Source organism: Microbacterium kribbense (assembly GCF_039537285.1).
GTDB lineage: Bacteria > Actinomycetota > Actinomycetes > Actinomycetales > Microbacteriaceae > Microbacterium > Microbacterium kribbense.
Genome location: NZ_BAABAF010000008.1, coordinates 289624 through 306752, shown reverse-complemented (window position 1 = coordinate 306752; position 17129 = coordinate 289624). Strand labels below are relative to the sequence as shown.

At 71.9% G+C, this 17129-nt stretch carries 14 protein-coding genes; all 14 read left to right on the top strand.

The window, feature by feature from the left end; all coding sequences use genetic code 11:
- The first annotated feature begins 55 nt into the window (after positions 1 to 55).
- The 14 genes from ABD705_RS12525 to ABD705_RS12460 all read left to right on the top strand — a co-directional run bounded on the left by ABD705_RS12525 (position 56) and on the right by ABD705_RS12460 (position 17123).
- Positions 56 to 1633, top strand: a complete 1578-nt coding sequence (locus ABD705_RS12525) for a Rieske 2Fe-2S domain-containing protein (protein WP_344784068.1) — start codon at positions 56 to 58, stop codon at positions 1631 to 1633.
- A gap of 67 nt (positions 1634 to 1700) precedes the next feature.
- A complete protein-coding gene (gene pyrR / locus ABD705_RS12520) occupies positions 1701 to 2231 on the top strand; it encodes a bifunctional pyr operon transcriptional regulator/uracil phosphoribosyltransferase PyrR (protein ID WP_344784066.1) in 531 nt (176 codons plus the stop codon).
- A complete protein-coding gene (locus tag ABD705_RS12515; protein WP_344784064.1) occupies positions 2228 to 3217 on the top strand; it encodes an aspartate carbamoyltransferase catalytic subunit in 990 nt (329 codons plus the stop codon). The genes pyrR and ABD705_RS12515 overlap by 4 nt, the downstream gene beginning before the upstream one ends.
- Positions 3214 to 4518, top strand: a complete 1305-nt coding sequence (locus ABD705_RS12510; protein ID WP_344784062.1) for a dihydroorotase — start codon at positions 3214 to 3216, stop codon at positions 4516 to 4518. Before ABD705_RS12515 ends, ABD705_RS12510 begins: the two co-directional genes overlap by 4 nt.
- On the top strand, positions 4515 to 5033 hold the full coding sequence (locus ABD705_RS12505) for a PH-like domain-containing protein (RefSeq protein WP_344784060.1): 519 nt from the start codon (positions 4515 to 4517) through the stop codon (positions 5031 to 5033). The genes ABD705_RS12510 and ABD705_RS12505 overlap by 4 nt, the downstream gene beginning before the upstream one ends.
- Positions 5030 to 6184 carry a glutamine-hydrolyzing carbamoyl-phosphate synthase small subunit gene (gene carA / locus ABD705_RS12500; RefSeq protein WP_344784058.1) on the top strand — a complete coding sequence of 385 codons (1155 nt, stop codon included), beginning with the start codon at positions 5030 to 5032 and terminating at the stop codon, positions 6182 to 6184. The genes ABD705_RS12505 and carA overlap by 4 nt, the downstream gene beginning before the upstream one ends.
- Positions 6184 to 9474, top strand: a complete 3291-nt coding sequence (gene carB / locus ABD705_RS12495; RefSeq protein WP_344784056.1) for a carbamoyl-phosphate synthase large subunit — start codon at positions 6184 to 6186, stop codon at positions 9472 to 9474. Before carA ends, carB begins: the two co-directional genes overlap by 1 nt.
- Positions 9471 to 10292, top strand: coding sequence for an orotidine-5'-phosphate decarboxylase (gene pyrF / locus ABD705_RS12490; protein WP_344784054.1), 822 nt, complete (start codon positions 9471 to 9473; stop codon positions 10290 to 10292). Before carB ends, pyrF begins: the two co-directional genes overlap by 4 nt.
- A gap of 3 nt (positions 10293 to 10295) precedes the next feature.
- Positions 10296 to 11192: a guanylate kinase gene (gene gmk / locus ABD705_RS12485; RefSeq protein ID WP_344784052.1), complete on the top strand. Its 897-nt coding sequence runs from the start codon at positions 10296 to 10298 to the stop codon at positions 11190 to 11192.
- A 99-nt stretch (positions 11193 to 11291) separates the two neighbouring features.
- Positions 11292 to 11549, top strand: coding sequence for a DNA-directed RNA polymerase subunit omega (rpoZ, locus tag ABD705_RS12480; protein ID WP_344784050.1), 258 nt, complete (start codon positions 11292 to 11294; stop codon positions 11547 to 11549).
- A gap of 87 nt (positions 11550 to 11636) precedes the next feature.
- Positions 11637 to 12830, top strand: coding sequence for a methionine adenosyltransferase (gene metK, locus ABD705_RS12475; protein WP_344784278.1), 1194 nt, complete (start codon positions 11637 to 11639; stop codon positions 12828 to 12830).
- A gap of 1 nt (position 12831) precedes the next feature.
- On the top strand, positions 12832 to 14823 hold the full coding sequence (locus ABD705_RS12470) for a primosomal protein N' family DNA-binding protein (protein ID WP_344784048.1): 1992 nt from the start codon (positions 12832 to 12834) through the stop codon (positions 14821 to 14823).
- 18 nt (positions 14824 to 14841) lie between these two features.
- A complete protein-coding gene (gene fmt / locus ABD705_RS12465; protein WP_344784046.1) occupies positions 14842 to 15759 on the top strand; it encodes a methionyl-tRNA formyltransferase in 918 nt (305 codons plus the stop codon).
- Positions 15756 to 17123 (top strand): RsmB/NOP family class I SAM-dependent RNA methyltransferase, encoded by a 1368-nt coding sequence (locus tag ABD705_RS12460; RefSeq protein ID WP_344784044.1) that lies wholly within the window; start codon positions 15756 to 15758, stop codon positions 17121 to 17123. The genes fmt and ABD705_RS12460 overlap by 4 nt, the downstream gene beginning before the upstream one ends.
- The last annotated feature ends 6 nt before the right edge of the window (positions 17124 to 17129 follow it).

Here is a 17129-nt window from a genome sequence, read left to right as displayed (position 1 = left end):
GCCGCCGCACGCATGCTCCGCGTAGACTCTGAGCCGGACCATCGGGAGGATTTTCATGCGGATCACCGGCCTCGGCCATGCCGGAATGTTCATCGAGACGGCGGGCGGCAGCATCCTGTGCGACCCCTGGATCAAGCCCGCGTTCTATGGTTCCTGGTTCCCGTTCCCCGACAACCGGAGCCTGGATTGGGAGCGCTACGGCACGGCGGACTTCCTCTACATCTCGCACCGGCACCGCGACCACTTCGACGGCTGGGCGCTGCAGCAGTACGTGCCCAAGGACATCGAGGTGCTGCTGCCGGACTACCCGACCGATGACCTCGAACGCGACCTGCGTGCGCTCGGCTACGACAACATCACCTACACACAGGCGGGCGAGGTCATCGAGCGCGGCCCGCTGCGGCTGATGATCACCCCGCTGCGCGCGCCCAGCGACGGTCCGATCGGCGACTCGTCGCTGTCGATCGACGACGGCACTGCCAGCATCCTGAACCAGAACGACTCGCACCCGCTCGACTTGGAGAAGCTGCTGGGCTTCGCCAAGCCCGAGGTGTACTTCACCCAGTTCTCCGGCGCGATCTGGTGGCCGATGGTCTACGACCTGCCGCAGGAGTCCAAGCAGAACTTCGCCCACCTCAAACGCGAGGCCCAGCACAAGCGCGCGATGTACTACGTCGAGAAGGTCGACGCCCCCCACGTGTTCCCGATGGCCGGGCCGCCGATGTTCCTGCGCGACGAGCTGTTCGGCTACAACGGCTACGGCACCGACGACAACGCCATCTTCACCGACCAGGCGCAGTTCATCGAACGGATGCAGGCCGAGGCGCCGCAGTACGCCGGGCACATCTTCGTGCCCGGCACCGTGGTCGAGCTGAACGGCGGGCAGCTCTCGATGTCGCAGACGCTGTACACGGATGCCGAGATCGAGGCGATGTTCGCCGACAAGTGGGGGTACCTCCAGCAGCAGCGGGCCACCCGGCAGGAGGAGATCGCCGCCGAGGAGGCATCCCGCGCGCCTGTCCTGGCGCCGGCCGAGATGCTGGCCGCGATCAAGGAGTGGTGGGAGCCGCTGCTGCGCAAGTCCCGCACGATCCGGCTCGGTGTGGGCGGGCCGGTGCGGTACACGATCGGCGACCTCGACATGGTCGTGGACTTCCCGAAGGCGAAGGTCCGCGAGTACGCGGGGGAGGAGACCGGCTACTGGTTCACGATCGGGGCCGACCTGGTCTCGACCAACATCGCCGAGCACGAGATCGACTGGTCGAACTCGATCTTCCTGTCCATGCAGTTCACGGCCGGCCGGGTCGGCAAGTTCAACGAGTTCATCTACACGTTCATGAAGTGTCTGTCGGCCGACCGCATCGAGTACGTCGAGAACTGGTACTCCGAGCAGACCGACACCAGCGAGGACGTGCAGCTGGGCGACTGGATCGTGCAGCGACGCTGCCCGCACCTGCGCGCCGACCTGTCCAAGACCGGCAAGATCGAGGACGGCGTGCTCACCTGCAGCATGCACGACTGGAAGTGGGACCTGGCCAGCGGCCGGTGCCTGACCACGCAGGGCCACCCGATCCGCTCGCACGACATCGAGAACCAGATCAGCCAGGCCGCGACGGCGCCGGCCGAGGTGTGAGCAGCCGATAGACTGGGCTGCGCAAGCAACCTTTAACACCGTCCTGTGAGGCGGAGAAGGGAGCGCCATGAGCACGCGCATCGTGCTGCACGACGCTGATATCGCGCGGGCATTGACGCGGATCACCCACGAGATCCTGGAGTCCAACAAGGGCGCCGACGACCTCGTCATCCTGGGCATCCCGACCCGCGGTGTCACTCTGGCAGACCGCATCGCAGGGCTGGTGGCCGGTGTTTCCGGCGTCACCGTCCCGGTCGGGGCACTGGATGTCACGATGTACCGCGACGACCTGCACCGCCACCCCACCCGAACCCCGCAGCCCACCTCGATCCCCGCCGGCGGCATCGACGGCAAGACGGTCGTGCTCGTGGACGACGTGCTGTTCTCCGGACGCAGCATCCGTGCGGCGCTGGACGCGCTGGGCGACATCGGCCGTCCGGCCGCCGTGCGACTGGCGATCCTGATCGACCGCGGCCACCGCGAACTGCCGATCCGCCCCGACTTCGTCGGCAAGAACCTGCCCAGCTCGAGCGCCGAACGCGTCAACGTGCACCTGACCGAGATCGACGGCGCCGAAGAGGTGACGATCGAATCATGAGGCACCTGCTCGACACCAAGACCCTCAGCCGTGCCGACGCGCTGCGCATCCTCGATGTCGCCGAGGACATGGCCGACACGCAGCAGCGCGAAGTGAAGAAGCTGCCCACGCTGCGCGGCAAGACGGTCGTGAACCTGTTCTTCGAGGACTCCACCCGCACCCGCATCTCGTTCGAAGCGGCCGCCAAGCGGCTCTCGGCCGACGTCATCAACTTCTCGGCCAAGGGCTCGTCGGTCTCGAAGGGCGAATCGCTGCAGGACACGGCGCAGACGCTGCAGGCCATGGGCGCCGACGCCGTCGTCATCAGGCACAGCGCGTCGGGTGCACCGCGCACACTCGCCGGCAGCGGCTGGATCAGCGCCGGCGTGGTCAACGCGGGCGACGGCACGCACGAGCACCCGACGCAGGCACTGCTGGACGCCTTCACGATGCGCAAGCGCCGCCACGGGGCCGGCAGTCGCGGGCAGGACCTGGCCGGACTCCGCGTGACGATCGTCGGCGACATCCTGCACTCGCGCGTGGCGCGCTCCAATGTCTGGCTGCTGCACACCCTCGGCGCGCAGGTGCGGCTGGTCGCACCTCCGACCCTGGTTCCGCAGGATGTCTCGGCCTGGCCGGTGCACGTCGGCTACGACCTGGATGCCGCCATCGCCGAAGGATCCGACGTCGTGATGATGCTGCGCATCCAGACCGAGCGCATGCACGCCGCGTTTTTCCCGACCGAACGGGAGTATTCGCGCTACTGGGGGCTGGACCCGGAGCGCTTCGCCGCGCTCGGCGAGGGTACGATGATCATGCACCCCGGGCCGATGAACCGGGGCCTGGAGATCTGCTCCCAGGCCGCGGACTCGGCCCAGTCGACAGTGCTCGACCAGGTGACCAACGGAGTGTCGGTGCGCATGGCCGCCCTCTACCTGCTGCTGGCAGGGGAGCGGACGGCCACGGCGCCGATCGACGCGCATACGAACACGGAGGACGCACGATGACGACGGACCTCCTCATCCGCGGGGCGCGCATCGTCGGCGGCGACGCCGCCGACATCCTCGTACAAGGCGAGCGGATCACCGCGGTCGGCGCCGGAGTCGCCGCCGCCGCCGCGCAGGTCATCGACGCCGACGGCCTGATCGCCCTGCCCGGACTGGTCGACCTGCACACGCATCTGCGCGAGCCCGGATTCGAAGCGTCCGAGACCGTGCTCACCGGATCGCGCGCCGCCGCCGCCGGCGGCTACACCGCCGTCTTCGCGATGCCCAACACCGCGCCGGTGGCCGACACCGCCGGTGTCGTCGAGCAGCAGCTCGCCCTGGGCGAGGCCGCCGGCCTGGTCACGGTGCAGCCGATCGGCGCCGTGACCGTCGGGCAGCAGGGCCGGCAGCTCGCCGAGCTCGGCGCGATGGCATCCTCCCGCGCGCGGGTGCGCGTCTTCAGCGACGACGGCAGTTGCGTGTTCGATCCGCTGATCATGCGGCGCGCGCTCGAATACGTCAAGGCGTTCGGCGGCGTGATCGCCCAGCATGCGCAGGACCCTCGACTGACCGAGGGCGCCCAGATGAACGAAGGCGTCGTCTCGGCCGAACTGGGGCTGGCCGGCTGGCCGGCGGTGGCCGAGGAGTCGATCATCGCGCGCGACGTGCTGCTGGCGCACCACGTCGGCGCCCGCCTGCACGTGTGCCACCTGTCCACCGCCGGATCCGTCGACATCATCCGGTGGGCCAAGCAGCGGGGCATCGACGTGACCGCCGAGGTGACGCCGCATCACCTGCTGCTGACCGACGAGCTGGTGCGCGGGTACGACGCGCGCTTCAAGGTCAACCCGCCGCTGCGCCGCGACGAGGACGTGCAGGCCGTGCGCGCGGGTCTGGCCGACGGCACGATCGACATCGTCGCGACCGACCACGCGCCGCATCCGGCCGAGTCCAAGTCGTGCGAATGGCAGGCCGCCGCGAACGGCATGGTCGGGCTCGAGTCCGCGCTGCGCGTCGTGCACGCCGCGATGGTGGACACCGGTCTGCTGGACTGGGCGGACGTTGCCCGCGTGATGTCGCACGCCCCGGCGCGCATCGGCTGCCTGGCCGGCCACGGGCGCCCGATCGCCGCCGGCGAGCCCGCCGAGCTCACCCTGTACGACCCCCGCGGCGGCGGCGTCTTCGGCGCCGATCAGCTGCACGGCCGCAGCACCAACTCACCCTATCTGGGGCGTCGGCTGCCCGGTTCGGTGCGGTGGACCATCCACGCCGGCCGGCTGACCGTGGCCGACGGCGAACTCGTCAGCAAGGAGCACGCATGACCCGCGAAGGAGCACTTCTCGTGATGGTGGCCGTGGCCCTCGTCCTGCTCGGGATGATGGCCTGGGGATGGCGACGACGCGCGCGCCGCGATGCCGCCCCGCTCAGCTCGGTCGTCGATCTGGCCGCCGGCGCGCCGGTGCACGCCCGGTTCGAGGGGCTCTACGTCGCCACCACCGCGCACGACCGGCCGCTGGAGCGGATCGCCGCCCCCGGCCTGGGCTTCCCCGCCAAGGCCGACATCACGGTCGCCGACGGCGGTGTGGCGCTGGACATCCCCGGGCAGGACCGCGTCGTGATCCCCGCCGAGCGCATCACCGATGTCGACCAGGCGCAGTTCGTCATCGATCGGGTCGTCGAGCGCGAGGGGATGGCCCGGATCACGTGGCTTGCCGACACCGGCAGCGTCGTTGACACCTATCTGCGCGCCCAGGATGCCTCGGCCAAGGCGCTGGCGGAGGCCATCCGCCCCCTCATCTCGCACACTCCGCACCCTTCGACAGGAACCGCCGCATGACCATCACCACAGACCCCGCCGTACTCGTCCTCGAAGACGGCACCCGCCACACCGGCCGCGCCTACGGCGCGCGCGGCACGACCCTGGGCGAGGTGGTCTTCGCCACCGGCATGACCGGCTACCAGGAGACCCTCACCGACCCCTCCTACGCGGGCCAGATCGTGCTGCAGACCGCACCCCACATCGGCAACACCGGCGTCAACGACGAAGACCCCGAGTCGCGCCGCATCTGGGTCGCCGGCTACATCGTGCGCGAGCCCTCCCGGGTCGTGTCGAACTGGCGGGCCACCGGGTCGCTGGATGACGCCCTGACCGCCGACGGCATCGTCGGCATCAGCGGCATCGACACCCGCGCCGTGACCCGGCACATCCGCACCGCGGGCAGCATGCGCGGCGGCATCTTCTCCGGAGAGGCCGCCGCCGCCTCCGACGACGAGCAGCTGCGCATCGTGCGTGAGGCCCCGCAGATGGCCGGCCTGAACCTGTCCGCGCAGGTCTCGGTCGCCGTCGAGCAGGTCACCCCGGCCCGCGGCGAGCGCCTCGGCGCCGTGGCGGTGCTGGACCTGGGCGTCAAGCAGGCGTCGCTGGACAACCTCGCGCTGCGCGGCTTCGACGTGCACGTGCTGCCGCACGATGCGACCTTCGACGACATCCGCGCGATCGACCCGGTCGCGGTGTTCTACTCGAACGGACCCGGCGACCCCGCGGCATCCGATGACCACGTGGCGGTGCTGCGGCGCGTGCTCGATGCGCGGCTGCCGTTCTTCGGCATCTGCTTCGGCAACCAGCTGCTGGGCCGCGCGCTCGGCTTCGGCACGTACAAGCTGCCGTTCGGTCACCGCGGCATCAACCAGCCGGTGCTGGACCGGGCCACCGGACGGGTCGAGATCACGGCGCACAACCACGGCTTCGCGGTCGACGCGCCGCGGGAGGGCGCCGTGGACAGCCCGAACGGCTACGGCCGCGTCGAGGTCAGCCACATCGGGCTGAACGACAACGTCGTCGAGGGTCTGCGGGCCCTGGACATCCCAGCCTTCTCGGTGCAGTACCATCCCGAGGCCGCCGGCGGACCGCACGACGCCAACTACCTGTTCGACCGATTCCGCGACATGGTCAGCGCGCACCTGCAGACCGCCAAGGAGCACAACTGATGCCCAAGCGCGACGACATCCAGTCCGTCCTGGTGATCGGGTCCGGCCCGATCGTGATCGGCCAGGCCTGCGAATTCGACTACTCCGGCACCCAGGCGTGCCGGGTGCTGCGCGCCGAGGGCGTGCGGGTCATCCTGGTCAACTCCAACCCGGCCACGATCATGACCGACCCCGACTTCGCCGACGCCACCTACATCGAGCCGATCACCCCCGAGGTGATCGAGACGATCATCGCCAAGGAGCGCCCGGACGCGATCCTGCCGACCCTGGGCGGCCAGACCGCGCTGAACGCGGCCATGGCCCTGTACGAGCGCGGCATCCTGGACCGCTACGACGTCGAGCTGATCGGCGCCAAGCCCGACGCCATCGAGAAGGGCGAGAACCGCCAGATCTTCAAGGAGCTCGTGATCGAGTGCGGCGCCGAGGTCGCCGACTCGCGCATCTGCCACACGATGGACGAGATCCTCGCCGGTGCCGCCGACCTCGGCTACCCGCTGGTCGTGCGCCCGAGCTTCACGATGGGCGGCCTGGGCTCCGGCTTCGCCTACGACGAGACCGACCTGCGCCGCATCGCCGGAGCCGGCCTGCACGACTCGCCGACGCACGAGGTGCTGCTGGAGGAGTCGATCCTCGGCTGGAAGGAGTACGAGCTCGAGCTGATGCGCGACGCCGCCGACAACACGGTCGTGGTCTGCTCGATCGAGAACGTCGACCCGGTCGGCGTGCACACCGGCGATTCGATCACGGTCGCGCCGGCGCTGACACTGACCGACCGCGAGTTCCAGCAGATGCGGGATGTCGCGATCGACATCATCCGCGCCGTGGGCGTGGACACCGGCGGCTGCAACATCCAGTTCGCGATCGACCCGGCCGACGGCCGGATGATCGTCATCGAGATGAACCCGCGGGTCTCGCGCTCCTCGGCGCTGGCGTCCAAGGCCACCGGCTTCCCGATCGCGAAGATCGCCGCCAAGCTCGCGATCGGCTATCGGCTCGACGAGATCCCCAACGACATCACCCGGGTGACGCCGGCCAGCTTCGAGCCGACGCTGGACTACGTGGTCGTGAAGGTGCCGCGGTTCAACTTCGAGAAGTTCCCCGCCGCCGACGCGACGCTGACGACCACGATGAAGTCGGTGGGCGAGGCGATGGCCATCGGCCGCAACTACGCCACGGCGCTGCAGAAGGCGCTCCGGTCGCTGGAGAAGCGCGGCTCGAGCTTCCACTGGGGCGACGAGCACCGCTCGGTGCAGGAGCTGATCGAGGTCTCAAAGACCCCCACCGACGGCCGGATCGTGGTGATCCAGCAGGCGCTGCGCCACGGCGCGACGGTGGCGCAGATGTTCGAGGCCACCAAGATGGACCCGTGGTTCCTCGACCAGATCGTGCTCATCAACGAGGTCGCAGGCGCCGTGCAAGGCGCCGCCGGGCTGGATGCGGACATCCTGCGCCTGGCCAAGGATCACGGCTTCTCGGACGGCCAGATCGCGCAGCTGCGCGGGCTCGCTGAAGAGGAGGTGCGCGGCATCCGGCACGGGCTGGGGGTGCGTCCGGTCTACAAGACGGTGGACACCTGCGCCGGCGAGTTCCCGGCGCTCACGCCCTACCACTACTCCAGCTATGACACCGAAACCGAGGTGGCGCCCTCACAGCGCACCAAGGTCGTCATCATCGGCTCGGGCCCCAACCGCATCGGCCAGGGCGTCGAGTTCGACTACTCGTGCGTGCACGCCTCGTTCGCCCTCGCCGATGCGGGGTTCGAGACGATCATGGTCAACTGCAACCCCGAGACCGTCTCGACCGACTACGACACCAGCGATCGGCTCTACTTCGAGCCGCTGACACTGGAGGACGTGCTCGAGGTGCTGGATGCCGAAGCGGCATCGGGCCGGATCCTGGGCGTGGTCTGCCAGCTCGGCGGTCAGACGCCGCTGGGCCTGGCGCGCGGCATCCAGCAGGCCGGCTACACGATCCTGGGCACGAGCCCCGAGGCCATCGATCTTGCGGAGGAGCGCGGCCTGTTCAGCGACATCCTCGATGCCGCGGGTCTGATCGCGCCCCGCCACGGCACCGCAGTGGACGTGGACGGCGCCGTGGCGGTGGCCGAGGAGATCGGCTATCCGGTGCTGGTGCGCCCGAGCTTCGTGCTCGGCGGCCGTGGCATGGAGATCGTCTACGACGCGCCGAGCCTGCGCGACTACTTCGTGCGCATCGGCGAGGCGGCCATCATCGGCGTCGGCAAGCCCCTGCTGGTGGACCGGTTCCTCGATGACGCGGTCGAGATCGACGTGGATGCGCTCTACGACGGCACCGATCTGTACATCGGCGGCATCATGGAGCACCTCGAAGAAGCCGGCATCCACTCCGGCGACTCCAGCTGCGCCCTGCCGCCGATGAGCCTGGGCCGTACCGAGATCGACCGGGTGCGCGAGGCCACCCGCGGCATCGCCGCCGGTGTCGGCGTGCGGGGCCTGCTGAATGTGCAGTTCGCCGTCAGCGCCGGGGTGCTGTACGTGATCGAGGCCAACCCCCGGGCCAGTCGCACGGTGCCGTTCGTCTCGAAGGCGCTGGGCACCCCGCTGGCCAAGGCCGCCGCCCGGATCATGGCCGGCGCCACGATCGCCGAGCTGCGCGCCGAGGGCATGCTGGCGGCTGTCGGCGACGGCTCGACGGTGCCGATGGACGCGCCGGTGGCGGTGAAGGAGGCGGTGCTGCCGTTCAAGCGGTTCCGCACCGCCGAGGGCAAGACGGTGGATTCGGTGCTCGGCCCCGAGATGCGCTCCACGGGTGAGGTGATGGGCACCGGGGCGGACTTCCCGACCGCGTTCGCCAAGAGCCAGGCCGCCGCCTACGGCGGGATTCCGCGCAGCGGCACGGTGTTCATCTCGGTCGCCGATTCCGACAAGCGCGCCGTCATCCTGCCCGCGCACCGGCTGGCGCAGCTGGGCTACCGGCTGGTGGCCACCGAGGGCACCGCCGAGATCCTGCGCCGCAACGGCATCGAGGTCGACCTCGTGAACAAGTTCAGCCAGACGCAGGAATCGGGCGAGCCGAACATCGTGGATCTGATCAACGACGGCTCCATCGACATCGTCGTGAACACCCCCAGCGGCATGTCGGCGCGCGCGGACGGATACGAGATCCGGGCCGCGGCCGTCGCGGCCGACAAGGCCCTGTTCACGACGATCGCCACCCTGGGCGCCGCCGTCAGCGCACTGGATGCGATCGGTGACGGATTCGGCGTGCGCACCCTGCAGGAGTATGCGGCCGACAGGCGGGAGCGGGTGTGAGCGGCTTCGGCGCGCGGCTGCAGGCGGCCGTCGCCGAGCACGGGCGACTGTGCGTGGGGATCGATCCGCACCCGCAGCTGCTGACCGGCTGGGGGCTGGATGCCTCGGCCGACGGCGTGCGCGAGTTCGCGATGCGGGTCATCGACGCCGCGGCCGGCCGCGTCGCGGTCGTCAAGCCCCAGGTGGCGTTCTTCGAGCGGTTCGGCTCGGCGGGCTTCGCCGCGCTCGAGGACGTGCTGGGCGCCGCCCGCGCCGCGGGCCTGCTGGTCATCGCCGACGCCAAGCGCGGCGACATCGGCTCGACGATGGCCGCCTATGCGCAGGCCTGGCTGGTGCCCGGCTCGCCGCTGGAGGCCGATGCGCTGACGGTCAGCCCCTACCTCGGCGTCGGCGCGCTGGCCGAGACCGCGGCGCTCGCGCTGGAGCACGGCAAGGGCCTATTCGTACTCACGGCCACCAGCAACCCCGAAGCCGCGGCGCTGCAGCACTCGGTCGCAGCCGGCGGCGCCACCGTCGCCCGCGCTGTCTGCACGGCGGTGCGCACGCTGGAAAGCGACGGCCCGCACCGCAGTCTGGGCGTCGTGATCGGCGCCACCGTCGACCGCTCGGCATGTGCGCTGACCGACGACGTGCTCGCCGGCATCCCGATCCTCGCGCCCGGCTTCGGCCACCAGGGGGCGCGGCTGGGCGACGCCGCCGCCGTGTTCGGCCCGCTCGCCCCGCACGTGCTCGCCAGCGCGAGCCGCAGCATCCTGTCCGCCGGCCCCGACGGGCTGCCGGCGGCGATCGACACCCATCGACGTGAGTTGGAGGTCTGAGACGTGGTCGATGCCCAGCATCCCCCCGAGGTTGACCGCATTGCGGCATCGCAGAAGGCGATCGCGGCGCGCCGCGCGAGGGCAAGCCTGAAACGCGACATCTCCGCGCGGGTGCTCTGGCCGCAGCAGGTTCTGCTCCGGGCCCTCGCCGACCAGTCCTCGCCGTCGGGCACGCTGCGCGTGACCGAGTTCCTCACCGCGCTGCCGGCCATCGGGGAGGGCAAGCGCGACCGCATCCTCACACAGCTGGGCATCTCGCCGGTCAAACGTCTGGGCGGTCTCGGCGTGCGCCAGCGGCGGGCGCTGGACGCCTGGCTGGACGGCCGGTTCCCCGAGCCGCAGCCGCGCGGGGGCCGCAGCCGGCTGCTCGTGCTGGCCGGGCCCACGGCGGTGGGCAAGGGCACCGTGGCCGCGCACATCAAGGCGCACCATCCCGAGATCCTGCTGTCGGTCTCGGCCACGACGCGGCCGCCGCGGCCGGGTGAGGTCGAGGGGGAGCACTACTTCTTCGTCGACGACGCCGGCTTCGACACGCTGGTCGCCGACGGCGCGCTGCTGGAGCACGCGACGGTGCACAATCGGTACCGCTACGGCACGCCGCGCCGGCCGATCGAACAGGCCCTGGAGCAGGGCCGCACCGTGCTGCTGGAGATCGATCTGCAGGGCGCTCGGCAGGTGCGGGATGCCGATGCCTCGGCCGCGCTCGTGTTCCTGCTGCCGCCCAGCTGGGACGAGCTGGTGCAGCGGCTGGTCGGCCGCGGCACCGAGGACGAGGCCGAGCGCGCCCGGCGACTGCGCACCGCCCGGGTGGAGCTGGCGGCACAGGCGGAGTTCGACTATCGCGTCGTCAACGACGACGTCGCCCGCGCGGCCGCCGAAGTCGCCGCCCTCGCCCGATAGCCCGCACTTGCCCGCCGCACCGAGTAGAATGAGCAGATGCGTGCGCGCGCCCCGCGGCGGCGCATCAGAACTTCCACCCTCAGACCAGGAGGCCCCACCATGGCCGGAACCAACCAGGGCATCATCGACCCGCCCATCGACAACCTGCTCGAGAAGGTCGACTCGAAGTACCAGCTGGTCATCTTCGCCTCCAAGCGGGCGCGGCAGATCAACGACTACTACTCCGACCTGCATGAGGGCAACCTGTTCGACAACGTCGGGCCGCTGGTGGACTCCACCGTCGAGGACAAGCCGCTGACCATCGCGCTGCACGAGATCAACGAGGACAAGCTCCGGCTGCGCCCGGCCGCCGAGTAGTCCCCGTCATCCAGTGCCCTCAGCCGCCGTCGTGTCGGCGGCTGAGGGCATACTGGTGTCCGTCCGCCTTCGCCGTATTGGAGCATGATGACGCAGCTGCGCCTGTTCACGTCCGAGTCCGTCACGGAGGGGCACCCCGACAAGATCTGCGATCAGATCTCGGACAGCATCCTCGACGGCCTGCTCGCGAAAGACCCCGGCAGCCGGGTCGCCGTCGAGACGCTCGTGACCACGGGCCTGGTGCACGTGGCCGGTGAGGTGCGCACCGAGGCGTGGGTGGACGTGCCGGGCACGGTGCGCGACGTCGTCAACCGCATCGGCTACACCTCCAGCGAGACCGGGTTCGACGGCGACTCGTGCGGCGTCAGCGTGTCGATCGGCGAGCAGTCCAGCGACATCGCCGCCGGAGTCGACGATTCCCTCGAGCATCGTGCGGACGGCTCGACCGACCGGATGGACGAGCAGGGCGCCGGCGACCAGGGCATCATGTTCGGCTACGCCACCACCGAGACGCCGCAGCTGATGCCGATCACGGCGTGGACTGCGCATCGACTGGCCGAGCGGCTCGCGCAGGCGCGCCGCTCCGAGGCGCTGCCGTTCTTGCGGCCCGATGGCAAGACCCAGGTCACGGTCGGCTTCGAGGGCGACATCCCGCGCACGATCGAGACCGTCGTGCTGTCCACCCAGCATCACCCCGAGATCTCGATGGCGGCGCTGCGGGCGGCCGTGCGCGCCGAGGTGATCGATCCGATCCTCGAGACCACCGGGCTGGATGCGCGCGGCACCGAGTACTTCATCAACCCGGCGGGCCCGTTCGTGATCGGCGGCCCGAAGGGCGACGCGGGGCTGACCGGGCGAAAGATCATCATCGACACGTACGGGGGAGCGGCCCGCCATGGCGGCGGCGCATTCAGCGGCAAGGACCCCTCGAAGGTCGACCGCTCGGGCGCCTACGCGATGCGCTGGGTCGCCAAGAACGCCGTTGCGGCCGGGTTCGCCAGGCGTCTCGAGGTGCAGGTCGCCTACGCGATCGGCAAGGCCAGCCCGGTCGGCCTGTACGTCGAGACGTTCGGCACCGGCACGGTGCCCGACGACGTGATCACCCGGGCGATCCGGGACGTGTTCGACCTGCGCCCGCGGGCGATCATCGAGGACCTCGACCTGCTGCGCCCGATCTATGCGGCCACCGCCGCCTACGGGCACTTCGGCCGGGAGCTGCCCGACTTCACCTGGGAGCGCACCGACCGCGTGGACGAGCTGCGTTCGGCCGCCGGGCTCTGACATGGCCGCGCGCCGCGTGGCACGCGTGCTCGTGGACTCGCCGCTGCCGCAGCTGGACCGCCTGTTCGATTACGCGATCCCCGACGAGCTCGCCGCAGACGCGGTCGTAGGCGCTCGGGTGCGGGTGCCGCTGCGCAGCGCCGGGCGCGTGATCGACGGATACCTCGTCGAGATCGGCGTCGCCGATCCGGTCGACCGGCCGCTGTCCGACCTCGAATCGGTGGTCTCACCGATGCCGGTGCTGCCTCCGCGACTGTATGCACTGGCCCGCCGGGTCGCCGACCGCGCCGCCGGCGGCGCCGGCGACATCCTGCGCCTGGTGATCCCCAAGCGGATGGTGCGTGCCGAGAGGGCGTGGCTGGCCGGCGCAGAGCCCGCGGCGCCGCAGGTCGCGCCGGCGGGCCTGGAGCGTGCCCGGCAGGTGCTGGCCGACTTCCCGCAGCTGGCCGAGCAGCTCGCGGCACGGGGCCGGATCGCCGTGGATGCCGCGCCGGGCCTGGTGCGGCTGCCGGGCACCGCGCAGGAAGGCCCGGCCGACGTCGGCTCGTGGGCGCTTTTGACCGCTGCCGCCGCCGCCGCGACGCTGGCAGCGGGCCGCAGCGCCGTGCTGGTGGCCCCGGACTACCGCGACCAGGACCAGCTGCAGGCGGCGCTGGCCGCGCTCGTGCCGGCAGAGGCGGTCGTGCGGGTGGATGCGCGCCAGTCCGGTCCTGATCGCTATCGCGGCTACCTGCGCATCCTCGCCCCCGTCCCGTGCATCGTGGTGGGCAACCGCTCCGCCGTCTATGCGCCGGCGCACGAGGTGGGCCTGCTCGCCGTGTGGGACGACGGCGATCCGCTCCTCGGCGAGCCGCTGAGCCCCGGAGTGCACGCCCGCGACGCCGCGCTGGTGCGTCAGGAACTGGAGCCGTGCGCCCTGCTGCTGATCGGGCACACCCGCACCACCGACGTGCAGCGGCTCGTGGATGCCGGCTGGGTGCGCGAGGTGCCGGCCCGCCGGCGCCGTTCGCCCCGGGTCATCCTGTCGGCCACCCGGGAGGGCGAGTCGCGCGCGTCGCGGGTGCCCTCGGCCGCCTTCGCCGCCGCCCGCGAGGCGCTGATGACCGGCCCCGTGCTGGTGCAGGTGGCGCGCCCCGGCTACGCCCCGTCGCTGGTGTGCGCCGAGTGCCGCAAGCCCGCCCGGTGCCGGCACTGCGGCGGTCCATTGCGCGCGACACGGCACGGCGCCGTGCCGGACTGCCTGTGGTGCGGCCGTACGGCCGCCGCCTGGACGTGCGCGAGCTGCGGGTCCGACCGGGTGCGGATGTCGTCGTCGGGCAGCGTGCGCACCGCCGACGAGCTCGGCCGCGCCTTTCCGCACACCCGGATCATCGTCGCCGACGGCGAGCACGTGGTCACCGCGCTCGACGGCCGGCCCGCGCTGGTGATCGCCACGCGCGGCGCCGAACCGATCGCGGCGGGCGGCTACGCCGCCGTGCTGCTGCTGGACGGGGACCGGATGCTGCAGACGGAGGACCTGCGCATCGGCGAGTCCTGCCTGCGCTGGTGGTCCAATGCCGCAGCGCTGGCGGCACCCGGTGCCGCGGTGCACCTGGTCGGCGTGACCGGGCCGGTCGCGCGGGCCCTGGCCACCTGGTCGCAGCCCGCCTACGCGCGCACCGAGCTCGCCGAGCGCGCGCCGCTGAAGATGCCGCCGGTGGTGCGGGTCGCTGCCGTCGAAGGGCCGCCGCGCGACGTCGAGGCGGTGCTTGCGGCGGTGCGCGCGGCGGCGCCGGAGCTGCCGGCCGACGCCGTTCTCGGCCCCGTCCCGGCGGGCGACGGCGCCCGCGCGCTGGTGCGGTTCGGGTACGGTGCCGGCAAGGTCGTCACCGGCGCGGTGCGCGGGGCCGTGGTCGCCGCCGCACTGCGCGGGAGGCGCCGGCCGAAGGGGCCGCCGGCCGGCACGCGCAATACACTCAGAGTGCGTGTTGATGTGCTCGATCCCGAGCTGTGAGACGGAAGCGAGGAGAACATGCGCATCGTATTCGCCGGCACCCCCGAGGTGGCCCTGCCCGCACTGCGTCTGCTGGCGGGCCGCCATGAGATCGCCGCCGTCCTCACGCGTCCGGACGCGCCCCTGGGTCGCAAGCGGCAGTTCACGCCCTCGCCGGTCGCCGCCGCCGCCGCCGAGCTCGGCCTCCCGCTGATCAAGGCCGCGCGGCTGGATGCGGCCGCGACCGCCGAGGTCACCGCCGCCGCGCCCGAACTGGGTGTGATCGTGGCGTACGGCGCTCTCGTGCGCGAACCGCTGCTGGGCCGGCCGCCGCACGGCTGGATCAATCTGCACTTCTCGCTGCTGCCGCGCTGGCGCGGCGCCGCCCCGGTGCAGCACGCCCTGATCGCCGGCGACGCCGCCGCCGGAGCCAGCGTGTTCCAGCTGGTGCCCGCGCTGGATGCCGGCGACGTGTTCGATCGCCTCGTCTACCCGATGCCGCCGCTGGCCACCGCCGGCGATGTGCTGGACGGGCTGGCCCACCGCGGCGCCTACCTGCTGAACGATGTCGTGACCGCGATCGAGCAGGGCACGGCATCTGCGCAGCCGCAGACCGGGCCACCCACCCTGGCGCCCAAGCTCACCCGCGACGACGCGCGGCTGCGCTGGGATGAGCCGGCCGAGCGCGTGCTCGCCCGGTGGCAGGGCACGACCCCCGAGCCCGGCGCGCACACGACCCTCGCCGGCGCGCTGCTGAAGATCCTCTCGGCCCGCCCGGCCGACCGGTCCGTCGCGCTCGCACCGGGGCGGATCGCGCAGGACGGGCGCGACGTGCTGATCGGCACCGGCACTGAGCCGATCATCGTCGACCGGGTCCAGCCGGCCGGCAAGCCTGCGATGGCCGCCGGCGACTGGTGGCGCGGACTGCGGGTGGACGAGCCGGTGGCGGGCTCGTGACCGGCGGCAGCGCACGCGCCGTCGCCTACCAGACCGTCCGCGCCGTCCACGCCGACCAGGCGTATGCGAATCTGCTGCTGCCGCGGCTGATCGCCCGTGCCCGGCTGAGCACGGCCGATGCGGGCCTGGCCACCGAGCTGGCGTACGGCACGCTGCGCCGGCAGGGCACCTACGACGCGATCCTGGCCCTGGCGGCCGACCGCTCCGTCGACCAGATCGAACCGATGGTTCTGGACGCGCTGCGGATCGGCGTGCATCAGCTGCTGGCCACCCGGATCGCCTCGCACGCCGCCGTGAACGAGACCGTCGAGCTGGTGCATCGCGAGGCCGGCAAGTCGGCCGCGGGGTTCGCCAATGCGGTGCTGCGCCGCATCTCGCGCGACACGCCGGGCCAGTGGCTGGCGCGCGTGGCGCAGACCGCCCGCTCGGACGACGAGGCGCTCTCGCTGCGCACCGCGCACCCGGTGTGGATCATCCGTGCGCTGCGGCGGGCGCTGGCCGCGGAGGGGCGCCCCGGCGAGCTGGACGACCTGCTGCAGGCCGACAATGCGCCGCCGCACGTGACGATGGCCGCGTTGCCCGGCCTCGCCGACGTGCCGGCCGGGCATGCTCGCACCCCGTACTCGCCGTTCGGGTTCCGTGCCGGCGGCGGCGACCCCGAACCGCTCGTGCGCGAGTCGGGCGGGCTCCTGCGCGTGCAGGACGAGGGCTCGCAACTGGCCGCTCTGGCCCTGACCCGCGCGACGCCGGTGGCCGCCGGGGAGCGATGGCTGGACCTGTGCGCCGGTCCCGGCGGCAAGACCGCGCTGCTGGCGGCAGAGGCGCTCGCACACGGGGCGACGCTGGAGGCCAACGAGCTGATCCCGGCACGCGCCGGCCTGGTCCGCCAGGCGCTGGCGGGCGTGCCGCTGCCGGTGCCGGTCTCGGTGGCCGACGGGCGCGCCCGGGCAGCCGCCTCGCCCGGCGCCTACGACCGCATCCTCGTCGACGCGCCGTGCACCGGCCTGGGCGCGCTGCGCCGGCGCCCCGAGGCGCGGTGGCGCAAGTCGCCGGCTGATGTGCCCGAGCTGACCACGCTGCAGGTCGAGTTGGTCACGGCCGCGTTCGGCGCGCTGGCGCCCGGCGGCATCCTCGCCTACGTCACCTGCTCACCGCACCTGGCCGAGACCGCAGGCGTCCTCGCCCAGGCGCGGCGGACGATCGGCGAGCGGAGCGAGGAACTGGACGCGCGCGCCGTGCTGGCGCGCGTGGCCGCGCACCCGATGGATCTGCCCGCGCCCGCGGACGGCTCGGGCCGGGTGCAGCTGTGGCCGCACCGGCACGGCACGGACGCGATGTTCATCAGCCTGATCCGCAGGCGATAATGGGGG

What these genes read in the sequence shown, in the direction of transcription:
- ABD705_RS12525 (WP_344784068.1), top strand. Translation starts at nt 56, where the DNA reads ATGCGGATCACCGGCCTCGGCCATGCCGGAATGTTCATCGAGACGGCG.
- pyrR (WP_344784066.1), top strand. Translation starts at nt 1,701, where the DNA reads ATGAGCACGCGCATCGTGCTGCACGACGCTGATATCGCGCGGGCATTG.
- ABD705_RS12515 (WP_344784064.1), top strand. Translation starts at nt 2,228, where the DNA reads ATGAGGCACCTGCTCGACACCAAGACCCTCAGCCGTGCCGACGCGCTG.
- ABD705_RS12510 (WP_344784062.1), top strand. Translation starts at nt 3,214, where the DNA reads ATGACGACGGACCTCCTCATCCGCGGGGCGCGCATCGTCGGCGGCGAC.
- ABD705_RS12505 (WP_344784060.1), top strand. Translation starts at nt 4,515, where the DNA reads ATGACCCGCGAAGGAGCACTTCTCGTGATGGTGGCCGTGGCCCTCGTC.
- carA (WP_344784058.1), top strand. Translation starts at nt 5,030, where the DNA reads ATGACCATCACCACAGACCCCGCCGTACTCGTCCTCGAAGACGGCACC.
- carB (WP_344784056.1), top strand. Translation starts at nt 6,184, where the DNA reads ATGCCCAAGCGCGACGACATCCAGTCCGTCCTGGTGATCGGGTCCGGC.
- rpoZ (WP_344784050.1), top strand. Translation starts at nt 11,292, where the DNA reads ATGGCCGGAACCAACCAGGGCATCATCGACCCGCCCATCGACAACCTG.
- metK (WP_344784278.1), top strand. Translation starts at nt 11,637, where the DNA reads ATGACGCAGCTGCGCCTGTTCACGTCCGAGTCCGTCACGGAGGGGCAC.
- ABD705_RS12470 (WP_344784048.1), top strand. Translation starts at nt 12,832, where the DNA reads ATGGCCGCGCGCCGCGTGGCACGCGTGCTCGTGGACTCGCCGCTGCCG.
- fmt (WP_344784046.1), top strand. Translation starts at nt 14,842, where the DNA reads ATGCGCATCGTATTCGCCGGCACCCCCGAGGTGGCCCTGCCCGCACTG.